At 69.1% G+C, this 15226-nt stretch carries 15 protein-coding genes; 6 read left to right on the top strand and 9 right to left on the bottom strand.

Annotation, left to right across the window (positions count from 1 at the left end; all coding sequences use genetic code 11):
- Nucleotides 1–36: 36 nt before the first annotated feature.
- Entirely contained in the window at nt 37–1530 is a 1494-nt protein-coding gene (gene eccB / locus V1Y59_RS17120) for a type VII secretion protein EccB (RefSeq protein WP_330506146.1), read from the bottom strand.
- A gap of 150 nt (nt 1531–1680) precedes the next feature.
- On the opposite strand from eccB, the gene eccE reads away from it, so the two are divergent.
- Nucleotides 1681–3438 carry a type VII secretion protein EccE gene (gene eccE, locus V1Y59_RS17125; protein ID WP_330506147.1) on the top strand — a complete coding sequence of 586 codons (1758 nt, stop codon included), beginning with the start codon at nt 1681–1683 and terminating at the stop codon, nt 3436–3438.
- Nucleotides 3439–3462: 24 nt separating this feature from the next.
- Here the strand turns inward: eccE and manA are convergent, their stop codons facing one another.
- The 3 genes from manA to V1Y59_RS17140 all read right to left on the bottom strand — a co-directional run bounded on the left by manA (nt 3463) and on the right by V1Y59_RS17140 (nt 6405).
- Nucleotides 3463–4716 carry a mannose-6-phosphate isomerase, class I gene (gene manA, locus V1Y59_RS17130; RefSeq protein ID WP_330506148.1) on the bottom strand — a complete coding sequence of 418 codons (1254 nt, stop codon included), beginning with the start codon at nt 4714–4716 and terminating at the stop codon, nt 3463–3465.
- Between the two features lie 4 nt (nt 4717–4720).
- Nucleotides 4721–5836: a hypothetical protein gene (locus V1Y59_RS17135; protein ID WP_330506149.1), complete on the bottom strand. Its 1116-nt coding sequence runs from the start codon at nt 5834–5836 to the stop codon at nt 4721–4723.
- 92 nt (nt 5837–5928) lie between these two features.
- Nucleotides 5929–6405 carry a DUF3499 domain-containing protein gene (locus tag V1Y59_RS17140; protein ID WP_330506150.1) on the bottom strand — a complete coding sequence of 159 codons (477 nt, stop codon included), beginning with the start codon at nt 6403–6405 and terminating at the stop codon, nt 5929–5931.
- A gap of 281 nt (nt 6406–6686) precedes the next feature.
- Between V1Y59_RS17140 and V1Y59_RS17145 the strand changes: the two genes are divergently transcribed.
- A complete protein-coding gene (locus tag V1Y59_RS17145; protein ID WP_431309207.1) occupies nt 6687–7103 on the top strand; it encodes a metallopeptidase family protein in 417 nt (138 codons plus the stop codon).
- A gap of 15 nt (nt 7104–7118) precedes the next feature.
- Here the strand turns inward: V1Y59_RS17145 and V1Y59_RS17150 are convergent, their stop codons facing one another.
- Entirely contained in the window at nt 7119–7376 is a 258-nt protein-coding gene (locus V1Y59_RS17150; protein WP_330506181.1) for a WhiB family transcriptional regulator, read from the bottom strand.
- A 693-nt stretch (nt 7377–8069) separates the two neighbouring features.
- Here V1Y59_RS17150 and cofD point away from each other — a divergent pair.
- From cofD to V1Y59_RS17165, 3 genes are read left to right on the top strand one after another with little or no spacing between them, the layout of a single operon-like run.
- A complete protein-coding gene (gene cofD / locus V1Y59_RS17155; RefSeq protein ID WP_330506152.1) occupies nt 8070–9149 on the top strand; it encodes a 2-phospho-L-lactate transferase in 1080 nt (359 codons plus the stop codon).
- Nucleotides 9146–10498 (top strand): coenzyme F420-0:L-glutamate ligase, encoded by a 1353-nt coding sequence (locus V1Y59_RS17160; RefSeq protein ID WP_330506153.1) that lies wholly within the window; start codon nt 9146–9148, stop codon nt 10496–10498. The genes cofD and V1Y59_RS17160 overlap by 4 nt, the downstream gene beginning before the upstream one ends.
- On the top strand, nt 10495–11076 hold the full coding sequence (locus V1Y59_RS17165) for an NUDIX domain-containing protein (protein WP_330506154.1): 582 nt from the start codon (nt 10495–10497) through the stop codon (nt 11074–11076). The genes V1Y59_RS17160 and V1Y59_RS17165 overlap by 4 nt, the downstream gene beginning before the upstream one ends.
- Nucleotides 11077–11094: 18 nt before the next feature.
- Here V1Y59_RS17165 and glgC read toward each other — a convergent pair whose 3' ends face one another.
- A complete protein-coding gene (glgC, locus tag V1Y59_RS17170; RefSeq protein WP_330435200.1) occupies nt 11095–12309 on the bottom strand; it encodes a glucose-1-phosphate adenylyltransferase in 1215 nt (404 codons plus the stop codon).
- A 112-nt stretch (nt 12310–12421) separates the two neighbouring features.
- Between glgC and glgA the strand changes: the two genes are divergently transcribed.
- Nucleotides 12422–13588 (top strand): glycogen synthase, encoded by a 1167-nt coding sequence (gene glgA / locus V1Y59_RS17175; RefSeq protein ID WP_330506155.1) that lies wholly within the window; start codon nt 12422–12424, stop codon nt 13586–13588.
- On the opposite strand, the gene V1Y59_RS17180 is transcribed toward glgA, so the two are convergent.
- The 3 genes from V1Y59_RS17180 to V1Y59_RS17190 all read right to left on the bottom strand — a co-directional run bounded on the left by V1Y59_RS17180 (nt 13575) and on the right by V1Y59_RS17190 (nt 15176).
- A complete protein-coding gene (locus V1Y59_RS17180; RefSeq protein ID WP_431309208.1) occupies nt 13575–14477 on the bottom strand; it encodes a methyltransferase domain-containing protein in 903 nt (300 codons plus the stop codon). The genes glgA and V1Y59_RS17180 overlap by 14 nt on opposite strands.
- 47 nt (nt 14478–14524) lie before the next feature.
- Complete coding sequence (locus tag V1Y59_RS17185; RefSeq protein WP_004019232.1) at nt 14525–14692, bottom strand: DUF3117 domain-containing protein; 168 nt, start codon at nt 14690–14692, stop codon at nt 14525–14527.
- A 148-nt stretch (nt 14693–14840) separates the two neighbouring features.
- On the bottom strand, nt 14841–15176 hold the full coding sequence (locus V1Y59_RS17190; RefSeq protein WP_330506156.1) for a DivIVA domain-containing protein: 336 nt from the start codon (nt 15174–15176) through the stop codon (nt 14841–14843).
- Nucleotides 15177–15226 lie beyond the last annotated feature (50 nt).

A 15226-nucleotide genomic window follows, 5' to 3' on the forward strand; every position in this document is an offset into this window, starting at 1 on the left:
CGCGATCGGCGAGTGTGCGGGTCGCGTCCGGCGGGTTCAGTTGCCCGGCTGCGGGATCGCCTGGCCCTCCGGGTCGGGTGCGATGCCGTCGTGAGCCACCAGGGCGGCCGTCCGCGACAGCGACGGCCCGCTCGACAACAGCGAGATCATCGACCACGGCGCCCTCGTCGGGCGCTCGCCCAGACCCAGGACCTGACCGGTCTCGGCGTCGGCGACCCCGAACTTGATACCGAAATCGCTGACGTAGTACCGGGACTCGGCACGTTCGCTATCCGCCTCGGCGCCGGTCACCTGGATGTACTCGCCCGAACCCGGCCGGATGTAGACCTGGTCGACCCCGGGGCCCGGACCGTCGGCCGATGTGACGCCCACCGGCGCGGCATCCGCTGCCAGCGGCAGCGCCCGGCCGATCAGGAATCGTGTCGTCGCAGTCGGATCGTCGATCCCGCGTGACCACGCCTGGCACAGGGTGCCCGCGGTGTCCACGTCGACCAGGTTCGGCGCCCGTTCCGGGAAGTCGTCGACGGGCAGGGGCGAGGACATCCGGCCGGCGGCGATCTGGCCGGGCGCGACCGTCGGGACCGGCGCGGACCCGTCGCGGTCGGCGAGACGCAGGATCTGCGCGGTGGCCTCGCTGATCTCCTGGACACCGTCGCGGAGCACCACGTAGTAGGTCGTCTGGTCGTCGATGCCGACGGACCTGACCACCGTCCCGACCTCGACGTCGTCGACGGGCGCCCGGGCCGGTCGTCCCTGTCCCTCGATGTCGGGCACCTCGATCGGGTCGACCTCGGGGAAGGTGTTGAGCAGACCTGCGCTGATCTCCCGGGTGGGCGCGCCCTCGAGGCCGAGTGCTCGCATCACCGCGACGCTGTCGGTGTCCACCTCGGCCCGCACCGTCGTCGGTTGCCCGTCCCGGTCGACGGTGTAGACGAGGAAGGTGGTGCCGCCGCTGGTGGCCAGCACCGCGTCGTCGGGGCCGGCGGCATCGATCCCACCGCCGAGTTGCGGGCGGTCGCCGATCACCGACAGCGTGATCGATTCACCGGAGACGCTCGGCGAGACCTCGGCCTCGTCGCAGACGGTCCAGTACGACACACCATCATGGGCCGACGAATGCAGCGCCGCAGGCGCACCCGGGATTCCCAGCAGCGGTCCACGCGGATAGGGCGCCAACTTCCCGTCACTGACCGACGTCGGCGACTCGCTGCTCCCGGTGATCAGCCGGGCCGAGGCGAGATTGAGCACGGGGTGCAGGGTCTCGTCGACCACCACGTAGTTCCCGCCGCCGTCCTTGCTCACCACGATCTTGGCGTCGCCCACCGAGCCCTGCGGCCGGACCAGGCCCCACACCCCGCAGCCGCCGAGTACGAGCAGACCGAGAACGGTACCGACCAGGAGTGCCTGGACCTGCGATCGCATCGGATCGTGCAGCATGCGGACGTCACGACGGACCAGTGCGTGTTCGAGTCGGCGCAAAAGGAATCGATAACCGTTCACCTGCGCTTTGGTGGTGAGCTGCCGCGCCATCGTCCCCCCTTCGACTGCTGGCAGTGGCCGGATCGCCCTCGACCGAGTATCGGATGGTCGCCGACGATTCGCCGCGTAGTAGCGTAGCCGATACATTTCCGCGGGTGTCGCGCCTGTCACCCGGAGAACTGAGGGGGGAGTTCCATGGGGATGAGGGGCGCACCGACGCTGCCGGCGGCCAGGCCGACCCCGGTGCCGCCGGGTACCGGCGCGGTCAGCGGACGGAGACCTCGGCGCGATCGGCGCGGGCTACCGCTGACGACCCTCGTCGTCATCGAGACGGTCCTCGGTCTCGGCCTCGTCGTGTGGGCCGTCAGTGGCAGCCGCATCGGGTGGGTCGCCCTACTCGTCTGTGGACTGGCATCGCTCAGCCTGACACCCCTGCGGGGACGCCGGTCACTGGTCAGTGCCTGGACACAACGCGTGGGTTTCCGGTGGGCGCGAGCGCGGCGCAGTTCGGCCGACCTCGTGCCCGCGTCGTTCGACATCCCCGTCGGGCCGCAGACCGGACGGCTGCCGGTGCGGACCCAGACATCGGCCGCCGACACGATCGGGGCCCGCTGGGTCGACGACACCCTCATCACCGTCATCCGCGTATCGCCCTCGGCGCCGGTGGCGACCTACCTCACCCCGGGACGCGCGGCGGTCGGTGATCCCGCCGGTCAGACCATCCCCCTCGACGCCCTCGCGGAGTGCATCAATCCCTTCGACATCCGGCTCGATTCGATCGAGGTCATCAGCCACGGTGTCCGGAGCTGGGGTGGCGGTCCGATCGCGCAGACCTATCACCGCACCCTGGGACCACTGGCCGCCACCGCTCATCGATCGGTCCTGGTGGTGCTGCGGCTCAATCCGCTCGATTGCGCCGACGCGGTCGCCCGTCGCGGCGGCGGTGCCGTCGGCGCGCTGCGCACGGCCACCATCACCACCCGTCGGGTGGCGAATCGACTCTCCGAGAGCGGGTTACGGGTTTCGATCCTGAACGCCGCGGAGATCACCACGGTCACTCACCAACTGTCCGAGGGCGCGGCGATCGATGACATGGGCGAGGAATGGGACTCGATCGGCGCCGGCGACCTGCGGTTCCGCAGTGCGGTCATCGACCCGGACGCGATCGCGTCGGTCATGTCCACCGTCTGGGTGAACACGGCACTGTCGACGACGACGACCCTGCGCCTGCGCAACGACGCCGACGGCGTGCTCGAGGTGAGCGGAATGGTCCGCTTCGCCGAACTGCCGACGGCGGGACGCGCCGTCGACCCGCTCCCGCCCGGTCTCACAGTGCTCGACGGACACCAGTTCGACGCGCTGGCGGCCACTCTGCCGATCGCCGTTCCCGGCCGGTTGGATCGACGGCTCGTCGCCGCCCGCGGCGAGGACGCCGAGTTCTTGCTGCGCTCACTCCGCCTCCCGGCCGGTGGCTGCGGTCAGTTGGTCGGCGCAGATCACGGCGGTCGCGCCGTCGCCATCCCGCTGCTCGGTCCGGATGTCCGGTCGGTCGCGCTCTGCGCGGGACCCCAGGTCGTCGGACAGGTGATCCTGCGGGCGATCGCGATCGGTGCATCGGTGACCGTCCACACGATCCGTCCGGCACACTGGCAGAACCTGATCGCGCAGGTCGGCGATCTGCGACGCCTCGCCCTGAGTTCCGACCGGGTCCAGTCGCCGAGTGGGCACCGGGTGGTCGTCTTCGACGGCCTCACGCCCCCACCCGCGGAGCCACACACCACCCACATCACCGTGCTCGCGCCCGGCGACCCGCGCGTCTCCGACCTCGTCCCGGAGGCTGCCGTCATCCTCCGCCAGGATTCGCGTGCCCCGCAAGACATCTCGGTGACCACTGCCGGCGAGCGAGTGGCCGTCACGATGGTCGCCACACCCGAGGAATGGAAGATGCTCGGGCGCTGATCCGAGTCCGTCGCGGGACGCGGGTCAGGCGGTCGCGCCCGGCGGCACCAGCGCGCGGAAGAACACCGCCCGCGACGAAGCGGCATGGACCACCACGTCGGGTTCGTCATCACCGATCCAGACGGCCTGGCCCGCCGGAATCGTCACCGGTTGCCCGCCCATCGGGCGGACGTCGATCGCCCCGGTGAGCACCGACAGGATCTGGGGTCCAGGCATGTCGAAACAGATCGACGACGCGTATCGCAGGCCGGTGCCGTCGAGTTCGACTCGGGACAGGCGGAATTCGGGCGCAGCGGTCAGATAGATCCGCTCCGCCCCGACCATCCGAACGGCGGGCATCAGGTCGCCGACGTCGGCGGGGGTGAAGTCCAGAACCCGGAGGAGTTCCGGGACGTCGATGTGCTTGGGAGTGAGCCCGCCGCGCAGCACGTTGTCGGAGTTGGCCATGATCTCCACCCCGGTGCCGTGCAGATAGGCGTGCAGGTTTCCGGCCGGCAGGTAGAGGCCCTCACCCGGCTCGAGATCGATCCGGTTCAACAGCAACGACGCGAGGACACCGGGATCCCGCGGATACATCTCGCCGAGTTCGAGCACTGTCTTGAGTTCGGCGGCGAAGCGCGCCCGCCCCTTGCCGCCGAGCACCTCGATGGCTGCGGTCAGGACCGCCGGAACCAACGTCGCGATGGACGCGTCGGGAAGGGTCAACCAGGTCGTGAACAGCGCCCGCAATCCCTCGGAATCGGGTTGTCCGGCGAGCATTCCGAGGTAGGGATCGAGCTCGGATACCTGGAGTTCACGCAGCAACTCGACCGTGGCGTGGGGATCACGGAAACCTGCCAGCGCCTCGAACTCGGTGAGCGCCACGATGAGCTCCGGTTTGTGCCACGGGTCGCGGTAGTTGCGATTGGTGGCGTCGATGGCGATACCGCGGGCGTTCTCCCGGGCGAAACCCTCCTGCGCCTGGTCCGTGCTGGGATGGGCCTGCAGCGAGAGCGGCTCCTCGGCAGCGAGCACCTTCATCAGAAACGGCAACCGACTGCCGAACGCGGAGATGGCCCGTTCGCCGAGCATCCCGGCGGGGTCGGCGTCGATGGCGGTCAGCAAATCCGTCTCGATCCGCCCGTCGGCCGCCAGGCACGACGCCGGACCCGCCGGGTGGGCACCGAACCACAGCTCGGCCTCGGGGTGCGGCGACGGTACCGCCTTTCCGCGCATCGACGCGATCGCGGTACGCGAGCCCCACGCATAGGGACGGACCACGCCCTCCAGTGGTTTCATCGCCTCAGTTCCTGATCAGCCGGAGATAGACGGCAGCCATCTCGATCCGCAGTGCCAGCAGCAGCAGGGACAGCAGATCGCCCGGCGCGTCCCCGGGTGCGTCGTCGTACGACGTCGCCGACACCGCAGCCTGTTCGGTGGTGTCCGCACCGTCGCCGGTCAGTACGTCGAGGTCTCCGATGCCGTCGAGCCGACGACGTAGGTACCACTCCCGGGACACGGTGGTCACCGCCATCACTCGCGGCGGACCGTCCGGCTCGGGGCCGTCGAACTCCGGGTCGTGGAAGATCACGTCGTCGGGTGTCGCGCCGGTCCGTTCGGACCATTCGCGGACGACCCGGACGGCATCGCCGGTTTCGGCGACCGCACCGATGACCCCGGCGAGGGCCAGCAGCATCCGGGCCGCGTGGGTCGCGATGACGGCAGTGCCGGGGGTGTCGCCGACCCACAGGACCGAGCGGCCGTCGAGCCTGGCGGCGAGCGATTTCGCCCGGTTGTGGAAGCTCTCGTTGCGCGGGTGATTCGCGCCCGCCTCGTCGTCGAGCGCGTCGGCGAGTTCGGCGACCTGGGGGACCCCGCCGGTGAAGCGGACCTGAGCCAGTGACACGAACACCGCCAACAAGGCGGCCACGAACCCGGGCAGACGGAACCTGGAATCCACCGCGACCCGCGGCGACAGATCGATTCCGTTGCCGCCCAAGGCTTCCCGAAGGGGACCTTCGATCGGTGCGGCGACGACGACCTCGGCACGTCGACGAAGTGACCGGGCGGCCGCATCCGCGAGCACGACGTCGCCGGCATCGTCACCGGCGATCACCACGACATCCAGCGGACCGATCCACCCCGGCAGCGCCGGCGCGCACACGATCGGGACATCGACGCGGGAACTGACGGCCGCGACGACCAGTGCTGCCGCCGACGCCGCCACGCCGGCGCCGGCACACACGATCACCACGCTGCGCGGACGCAGCTCTGTCAGGGGCTCGAAGATACCTTCGCGCTGCGCCTCGGCGACCGCGCGGACCTGCGCCCCGGCAAGCGCCACCGACTGGAGCAATCCGTCCACATCTGCCGCGATCAGCTCCTCGACGTCATCGAGGTCGGGGGCACCGGTTCGCATGACACCTACCCTAGCGACGCAGCCCGTCGACCGCGTACACGACCGTGATGCCGACACCCCAACAACCGACGTGACGGCTCGGCGAGTCGCGATCAGTCGATGGGATCGGGCAGCACACGCAGATGACCGCGCCGTCCCGGGCGGGGTCTCGACGAATGCGACGGCCGGCGGCCGGAGTCCTCAGACGCGGGCCCATCCGGCACCGGCCCGCCCCGACCCCGGCGGTGACGACCCGCGGCCGCGTCGTCCACGGGATCGAACAGGTCCGGGATACCCGGCGCAACATCGACGCGATCGGAACCGCCGACCTCCCGGACCGCCTCGGCCAGCGCGGTGAGCTCGTAGTCCTCGGCGATCGGCGCGGAGAACCCACGCTCGCTGCGCAGCATCTCCCAGCCCCGCGGCACGGTGATCCGGCGCGCGTGCTCGTCACAGAGATCCCACGAATGCGGCTCGGGACTGCTGGCCAGCGGTCCGACCACCGCCGTCGACTCGGCATAGACGAAGGTCAGCGTCGCAACCGCCGAACGGACGCAGCCGGGACGGCAGCACTGACGGGGAAGCTTCACGCAGATGAGGTTAGCGCCGTGCGACCGCCCGCGTCGGCGGCGACACGCGCGCACGCGGTGAAACAGGGCTCACACGAGACAGTGACGTGACGAATACCTACACTCTCGTCATGCGCTTCGATCCGCCTCGTCCGTCCCGCGGTCGCGCCGACGACCCTCGCGGACGACACGATGCGCGCGGCCGGACCGGCGACGGGCGCGGGCGGGGCGCCGATCCGCGGCCCAGCGCCTCGCGACGACCGGCGCACCCGACCCGGACACGCGATCGACGGGGGCGCGGTCTGCGATCGCCCCTACTCCCCCAATCGGTGCCGGCGTTCACCAGCCGCGCCGACTCGTTCGATGTGGTGGCGCTGGAGGCCTTCGCCGAGATCGACGGACGCTGGCACGATCAGCTCGTCGGGCTCGACATCGCGGTCGACGACATCCCGCGGATGCTGCCGCGGGACCCGGAGTCCATCCAATGGCCCGACGAGGTGACCGCCGACGGGGCCGTTCCGCTCGCGCGGCTGATCCCGGCGGGCGTCGACGTGCACGGCCAACCGACGCGTGCCCAGATCATTCTGTTCCGCAGGCCGCTCGAGATTCGCGCCAAGCGGGGCGCTGATCTCCTCGAACTCGTCCACGAGGTACTCGTGCAGCAGGTGGCGACCCACCTCGGCGTCGACGAGGACACCGTCGACCGCGGCCCCGAGTGACCGGGACCGAATCCGTCAGACGATCCCGCGCTTGAGACGACGACGCTCCCGCTCGGAGAGCCCGCCCCAGATGCCGAACCGTTCGTCGTTGTGCAGTGCGTACTCGAGGCATTCGGACTTGACCTCGCAGCCCTGGCAGATCCGCTTGGCCTCCCGGGTCGATCCGCCCTTCTCGGGGAAGAACGCCTCGGGGTCGGTCTGCGCACACAGTGCGCGGTCCTGCCACTGCTCCTCGACCGCCTCGAAGAGATCGTCGAACTCGTCGGGGACCAACGAAAGATGACGACGTTGCGGCCATGGCGAATTCTCGTTCGGCTCAGGTGAATCCAAGCCATTGGCCGACGAGATGAATGAATTACCGGTCAGCCCAACCGGATTGGCGCCGATCTCGGCGCCGGCCAGCTCGTCGGACCGATTGATCGGTGCGGCGGTGCTGTGTTGATCGGAAAAGTTACCTGTTTCAAGGGGATTGCCGATCGGGTTCTCGAAAGCCATCGTCGGCGCCTCCTAGCTCGAGAGTCTGTCAGTTCCATCTACGGGAGTAGCGGCCACCCTGCCGCTCCGCCGCGTCTGCCCACACCGTCGATCTTCACCGCGTGCCAGGGCGGCCACCCCACCGGGTATTCGAACAAACGATCGAATACCTTGTGCTCCATCGATTCTCGATCTCGAACCAGGAATGACACTGATGTGATTACACACGTGATTGGGTACTGCGGTCAAGTTAAAGCGAAAGATTCCTTCATACCACCTGTCATCGACAACTCCCGGTTCGACACGTATCCGATTCGCGTGACATCAGCAACGTCACAGATCGTCGATCTCCTCCCCCCGGAAGCGGCACCCATGGTAGCGAACGGATCGCCGCCGAACCCCCGCCGAACTCCGTCGACGACCTGACCACCGCTTTCGGTCTGCGTCACCGCGGTCGAGTACCCCGCGCCGGGCATCACTAGAGTGAACGAGGTGAGAATGACGGTCCTCGTCGGCGGCGTCGGCGGCGCACGCCTGTTGTCCGGTGTCCGGGAACTGCTCGGGCCCACACCCTTTCCCGACCCTGTCGATCATGACGGCAACAGTGGCGACGGCGCAGCCCCGAGTCATCCCGATGATCGACAACGACATTCGGTCACCGCGATCGTCAACGTCGGGGACGACGCGTGGATGCACGGCGTGCGGATCTGCCCGGACCTCGACACGTGCATGTACACCCTGGGCGGCGGCATCGACCGCGAGCGCGGCTGGGGCCGCGCCGGCGAGACCTGGCATGCCAAGGAGGAGTTGGCCGCCTACGGCGCGGACCCGGACTGGTTCGGACTCGGCGACCGCGATCTCGCGACCCACCTGATCCGCACCCAGATGCTCGACGCCGGCTACCGGCTGTCCGACGTCACCGCGGCGCTGTGCCGACGGTGGCAGCCGGGCGTGCGACTCCTGCCCGCGACCGACGATCGGCATGAGACCCACGTCGTGGTGGCCAAGCCGGGCGGCGACGAGGGCGAGCAGGTGGCGATCCACTTCCAGGAGTGGTGGGTGCGACATCGCGCGCAGATCCCCACCTCCGGCTTCGCGCAGGTGGGCTCCGACGACACGAAAGCCGCACCGGGGGTCGTCGAGGCCATCGCCGAGGCCGACGTCGTCCTGATCGCGCCGAGCAACCCGGTGGTGAGCATCGGCGCCATCGTGAGCGTGCCCGGAATCCGCGGCGCGCTGCGCACCACGTCGGCACCGGTGGTCGGCATCTCCCCCGTGATCGACAACCGGCCACTACGCGGTATGGCCGACGAGTGCCTCTCGGTGATCGGTGTCGAGACCTCGGCCGAGGCGATCGGCAATCACTACGGTGCGCGCAGCGCGAACGGGATTCTCGACGGTTGGCTCATCGCCGACGGCGACCATGCGGTCGTCGACGGCGTCGCCACCGGTACCGCCCCGCTGCTGATGAGCGACCCGGCAACCACCGCCCAGATGGTGCGCGACGCGTGCGCACTGGTCGGGGTCGCCACCCCGGACACCGACGCGGGAGCAGGCGGAGGTCGGTCATGACGCGCGAGGTCACCGATCACGCCGCCGGCGGCGATCTCGAGATCCGCCCCGTCCGCGGGCTCGGCGAGTTCGGCCCCGGCATCGACATCGCCACCGAACTGCTGAGAGCGGCCCCCTGGCTCGCCGACGGCGACGTCGTGGTGGCCACCAGTAAGATCTTCTCCAAGGTCGAGAGCCGGATGGTCGCCGCCCCCACCGATCCGGATGAGCGGGATGCGTTGCGGCGCAATCTCGTCGAGCAGGAATCGGTGCGTGTGCTGGCCCGCCGGAACCGGACGCTGATCACCGAGAACCGCAACGGACTCATCCAGGCGGCCGCGGGTGTCGACGGATCGAATGTCGCCGCGGACGAGCTCGCGCTGCTGCCGGAGGATCCCGACGCCAGCGCCGCGCGACTCCGCAGCCGGATCGAGGAGATCGCCGGCCTGCATGTCGCCGTCGTCATCACCGACACGATGGGCCGCGCATGGCGCAACGGCCAGACCGACGTCGCGATCGGCTCGGCCGGCCTGCGGGTGTCGCATCCCTACGACGGTTCGACGGATGTCCACGGAAACCCCCTCGTGGTCACCGACATCGCCGTTGCCGACGAGATCGCCGCCGCCGGTGATCTGGTGAAGGGCAAGCTCGGTGGGGTACCCGTCGCGGTCATCCGCGGTCTGCACCCCGTCGACGACGGATCTCGCGCGGCAGACCTGGTGCGGCCGGCCGACGACGACCTGTTCCGCCTCGGGACCGCCGAGGCGATCGAGCAGGGCCGCCGCGAAGCGCTGCTGACCCGTCGATCGGTCCGCGCATTCGCGCCCGGAGCGATCGAGGCAGAGGTGATGCACGCGGCGTTCGCCGACGCGCTGACCGCCCCCGCACCCCACCACACCCACCCGGTGCGGTTCGTCTGGGTCCGGTCACCGCAACGACGCACGCAGCTCCTCGACGAGATGGCTCAGGCGTGGCGCACCGACCTCGAAGGCGACGCGAAGTCACCGGAGTCCGTCTCCAAGCGGCTGCGCCGTGGCCAGATCCTGTACGACGCACCGGAGTTGGTCATCCCGTTCCTGGTGCCAGAGGGCGCCCACGAGTACCCGGACGCGCGTCGCAACGCGGCCGAGCACACCATGTTCACCGTCGCGGCGGGCGGCGCGGTGTCCGCGCTGCTGGTCGCCCTGTCGGTGCGCGAGGTCGGCAGTTGCTGGATCGGGTCGACCATCTTCGCCCCGGACGTCGTCCGCCGCGTGCTGGAACTCGACGACCACTGGGAACCGCTGGGTGCCATCGCGGTCGGTCGACCGCTGTCCGCAGCCGGCCCACGCCCGCCGGCGGACACCGCGGGCCTGGTGATCGAGCGATGAGCGCGGCGTCGTTGCGCGAATCGGCGGGCCACGCGCTGCGGTCGTGGACGGCACCCGATCCCGAACAGGACTCGCTGCGACACACCTATCTGGCCTTCCTCGACGCGAGCCCGGACGCCTGTCTGCGGGCCAACGAGCCCGGCCATGTCACCGCGTCGGCGATCGTGTTCGACGCAGAATTGCGCCACGTGCTGCTGACGCTGCACCCACGAGTGGGCCGCTGGATTCAGCTCGGCGGCCATTGCGAGCCCGCCGACACCACCCTCGCAGATGCGGCGGCCCGGGAGGCACGCGAGGAATCGGGTGTCGACACGCTGCGGTTGTCGTCCGGACCGGTACACCTGCACACCCATCCGATCACCTGCTCGCTCGGGCTTCCCACCCGCCATCTCGACATCCGCTACGCCGCGGTCGCCGCACCCACCGACACCGGATCTCCGCCGGAGGTGGTGCGCAGCGACGAATCGACGGACCTGGCGTGGTGGCCGGTGCACGGTCTACCCGACGACGACGCGGACATGGAGATCCTCGTCGAGCGCGGACTCGACGTCCTCCGTCGTCCCGGGCGCCCGGCCTGAGGAAAGGTCCGGCGAGCCTCAGACGCGGAAGCCCTTGCCGACGGTGACGACACCGCCGTTGCTGACCGAGAACCGTTCGCGGTCGGACTCGGAGTCCACGCCGAGTTGCACACCCTCCCCGACCGTCACGTTCTTGTCGAGAATCGCGTGGCGCACCACGGCTCCCTTGCCGATCCGCACGCCCGGCATGAGGACGCTGCCTTCGACCACCGCGCCGTCCTCGATGACGACGTTGGCCGACAACACCGAATCACTGACTGTTCCGGCGGACACGATGCAGCCCGCGCCGACCACCGAGTCGTGCGCGGTGCCGCCCTGGACGAACTTCGCGGGCGGGAGATTGACCGTCTCGCCCCGGATCGGCCAGCGCTGGTTGTAGAGATTGAAGACGGGGTGCACGGACACCAGGTCCATGTGCGCGTCGTAGAAGGCGTCGAGCGTGCCGACGTCGCGCCAGTACCCCTTGTCGCGCTCGGTCTCGCCGGGGACCTGATTGTCCTTGAAGTCGTAGACGAAGGCCCGGTCCCGCCGCACGAATGCCGGGATGATGTCGCCACCCATGTCGTGGTCGGAGTCGGAGTCGGCCGCATCGGCGCGGATCGCCTCGACGAGAGCGTCGGTGGTGAAGACGTAGTTGCCCATCGAGGCGAAACTGACGTCGGGATCATCGGGCGTGCCCGGTGGGTCGGCGGGCTTCTCGAGGAACCTCGTGATCCGGCCGGACGCATCGGAATCGATGCAGCCGAAGGCGGTTGCCTCCTGCCGGGGTACCCGGATACCGGCGACGGTGACGTCGGCGCCGGACGCGATGTGCGCCTCCACCATCTGCGACGGATCCATGCGGTACACGTGATCGGCGCCGAAGACCACGATGTACTCGGGCCGTTCGTCGCTGATCAGGTTCATGGACTGGAAGATCGCGTCGGCGCTGCCGGTGTACCAGCGCGGCCCGAGCCGCTGCTGTGCCGGCACCGGGGTGATGTACTCGCCGTGGAAGCCCGACGAGAACCAGGTCTGGGAGATGTGACGGTCCAGCGAATGGGACTTGTACTGCGTGAGAACGCAGATGCGTTCGTAGCCGGCGTTGACGAGGTTGGAGAGCACGAAGTCGATGAGGCGGTACGAACCGCCGAACGGCACCGCAGGTTTCGCACGGTCCATCGTCAGGGGGTACAGGCGTTTCCCCTCGCCGCCTGCGAGAACGATTCCGAGCACGTGCGGATGTGATCTCACGCCCTCCAACTTAACGGGCATCGATCGTCGCGGCTAGGCGAATGACACTCTCCTCACACCGAGTTTCCAGCAGCGATGGCGAAGTCATCACGATGCGGTTAGCGTCGAGCACATGAGGGTGGCGATGATGACCCGGGAGTATCCACCCGAGGTGTACGGCGGTGCCGGAGTGCATGTCACAGAACTCGTCCGGTACCTGCGCGCGCTCACCACCGTCGATGTGCACTGCATGGGCGCCGAACGTGAGACCGCCGCGGTGTACCAGCCCGACCCGGGACTGTCCGGCGCCAATGCCGCCATCACCACCCTGTCGACCGATCTCCGGATGGCGGTGGGCGCCGAGGGCGCCGATCTCGCCCATTCCCACACCTGGTATTCAGGCCTGGCGGGTCACCTGGCGGCCCAGCTCTACGGCGTCCCACACGTGCTGACCGCCCATTCCCTCGAGCCGATGCGGCCCTGGAAGGCCGAGCAGCTCGGCGGCGGGTATCGCGTCTCGAGCTGGGTGGAACGCAACTCGATCGAGTACGCGGATGCGGTGATCGCGGTCAGCTCGGGGATGCGCACGGACGTCTGCAACACCTATCCGCGCGTCGATCCGGAGCGGGTTCACGTGGTACGCAACGGCATCGACACCTCGACCTGGTATCCGGTCGAGGAGCCGTTCGGTCCGGAGTCGGCGCCTGCCGGTCTCGGTGTCGACCCCGATCGGCCGATCGTGGCGTTCGTCGGACGCATCACGCGGCAGAAGGGCGTTGCGCATCTCGTCGCCGCCGCGCATCATTTCGCCCCCGAGGTCCAGCTCGTGCTGTGCGCGGGCGCTCCCGACACGCCGGAGATCGGCGCGGAGATCGAGGCGGCGGTCGCCGAACTCGCGGAGCAGCGCGACGGCGTGTTCTGGGTCAGGGACATGCTCCCCCAGCCCAGAATCCGGGAAATTCTGACCGCGGCAACCGTTTTCGTCTGCCCGTCGATCTACGAACCGCTGGGCATCGTGAATCTCGAAGCGATGGCGTGCGGCACCGCGGTCGTCGCATCGGAAGTGGGCGGCATCCCCGAAGTGGTCCGCGACGGTGTCAGCGGCCGCCTCGTGCCCTACGACCCGGTCGACCCGCGGTCATTCGAGGTCGGCCTCGCCGACGCGGTGAACGCTGTCGTCGGGGATCCCGCCGCGGCGGCGTCGATGGGCGCGGCGGGTCGCGACCGTGCCGAATCGGAGTTCTCGTGGGCGACGATCGCGGAGCAGACCCTGGACGTGTACCGACTCACCCTTCGGTGACCTCCGCGCCGATGCGGGGCCGACAGATCGCCGCGGTGACCGACACCGTCACCGGCACATGCCCGGTCGTCCGGGTCATCGCCCGCGCGGCCCGCCCGATCTCGTCGTCGGAGAGGTGAAACGCCGAGGGCCCCATGGCCACCAGGTCGGCGAGCAGCGTCGCGTCGGCGTCGTGCCGATACCGTGCCGACCGCTCGGCGGTGATCTCGAAGAGCCCGCCGAGCGACGAGCGCAATCGTTGCGCCTTGTCGTCGGCGACGGACAGCATCCCCATCGGGCCGATGATCTCGGCGAGATGGTCATCGTCGGGTGTCACCACGACCAGAACACCGTCCGGATGCAGGACCCGGGCGAACTCGGCGAGGTTGCGGGGCGAGAACACCGACAGGACTGCACCGATCGCCCCCGATCGAATCGGCAACGGCCGCCACACGTCGGCCACGACTGCCGCCGCTCGCGGATGCGAGCGCGCCACCGCCCGGGCGCAGTACTTGGACAGATCGAGTCCGATGCCGTTCAGTTCGTCCGCCTCGGCGAGGGTCGCCGACAGATAGTGACCCGTCCCCGCTCCCGCGTCGAGGACCAGGTCGGGCCGCCCGGTGGTGATGTCGGACCGACCCGGTGACGGGACGGTCGCTGACGCCACCCCGTCCGCGACGATGCGGGCCACCGGATCGAAGAAACCGGACTCGTGAACCCGGCGTCGGGCGGCGACCATGGCCGCGGTGTCCGATCGATGCGGAGTGGCGCGACCGTCGAGAAGCGATACATACCCTTGCCGGGCGACGTCGAATCGATGTGACGATGCGCAGACGAGCGACCTGCCGTCGTCGGTGACGACGAGTTCGGCAGCGCTACTCGGGTCTACGAAACACGCGGGACATCGCAGCGCGGATTCGACCTCGCGCAGCTGACGTCTGGGGTCGTGGGCTCGGTTCAGCCGGTGACCCCACGCAGTTCCTCACCGAGCGCAGCGGCTTCGTCGGCGGTCAGCTCGACGACCAGGCGTCCACCACCCTCGATCGGAATCCGGACAACGATTCCACGTCCTTCCTTGGCCGCTTCGAGGGGGCCGTCCCCAGTACGTGGCTTCATCGCCGCCATTCTCGAACTCCCTTCAGAGCTTCCGCCACACGGTGTGGAACGACACCCGGCGTATCGGTCGGACAGGCCGGAGGTGCCAGGACAATGATACGTGGTGGACTGGTGATACCCGGTGCGCACATGCGGTTCCGTGTTCGGTACGTGCCGGTCAACGCTCCGCCGGGTCGCCGTCCGCGACGTGCGGATGATCCGTCCCGTCACGGGCCTGGAGGTCGAGCACGACACCACGCAATTCGTCGAGTTCACGCGCGAGCTTCTCCATCGCCCAGTCGACCTCGGCGGCCGAGTACCCGCGAAGGGACTGGGAGAACACGAGTTGACGGACGTGGTCGCCGGTGATCCCGGCCCGCGGCAATCGCGTCAGGGTGGTGCCGCGCTCCACGGGCGGGAGATCCTCTCCGCGCCCGAACACGAACCACACCAGTGCGAAGACCGCCGCAATCACCACGGCCATGATCAGCAGATACAGCAGCATCGTCTGCATGACACCCATCGTTGCAGATCGAAGAATGGGCAGATCGACAGCCGGGGCAG

Origin of the sequence: Gordonia prachuapensis, assembly GCF_036350515.1 — a bacterium.
GTDB classification, from domain to species: domain Bacteria; phylum Actinomycetota; class Actinomycetes; order Mycobacteriales; family Mycobacteriaceae; genus Gordonia; species Gordonia prachuapensis.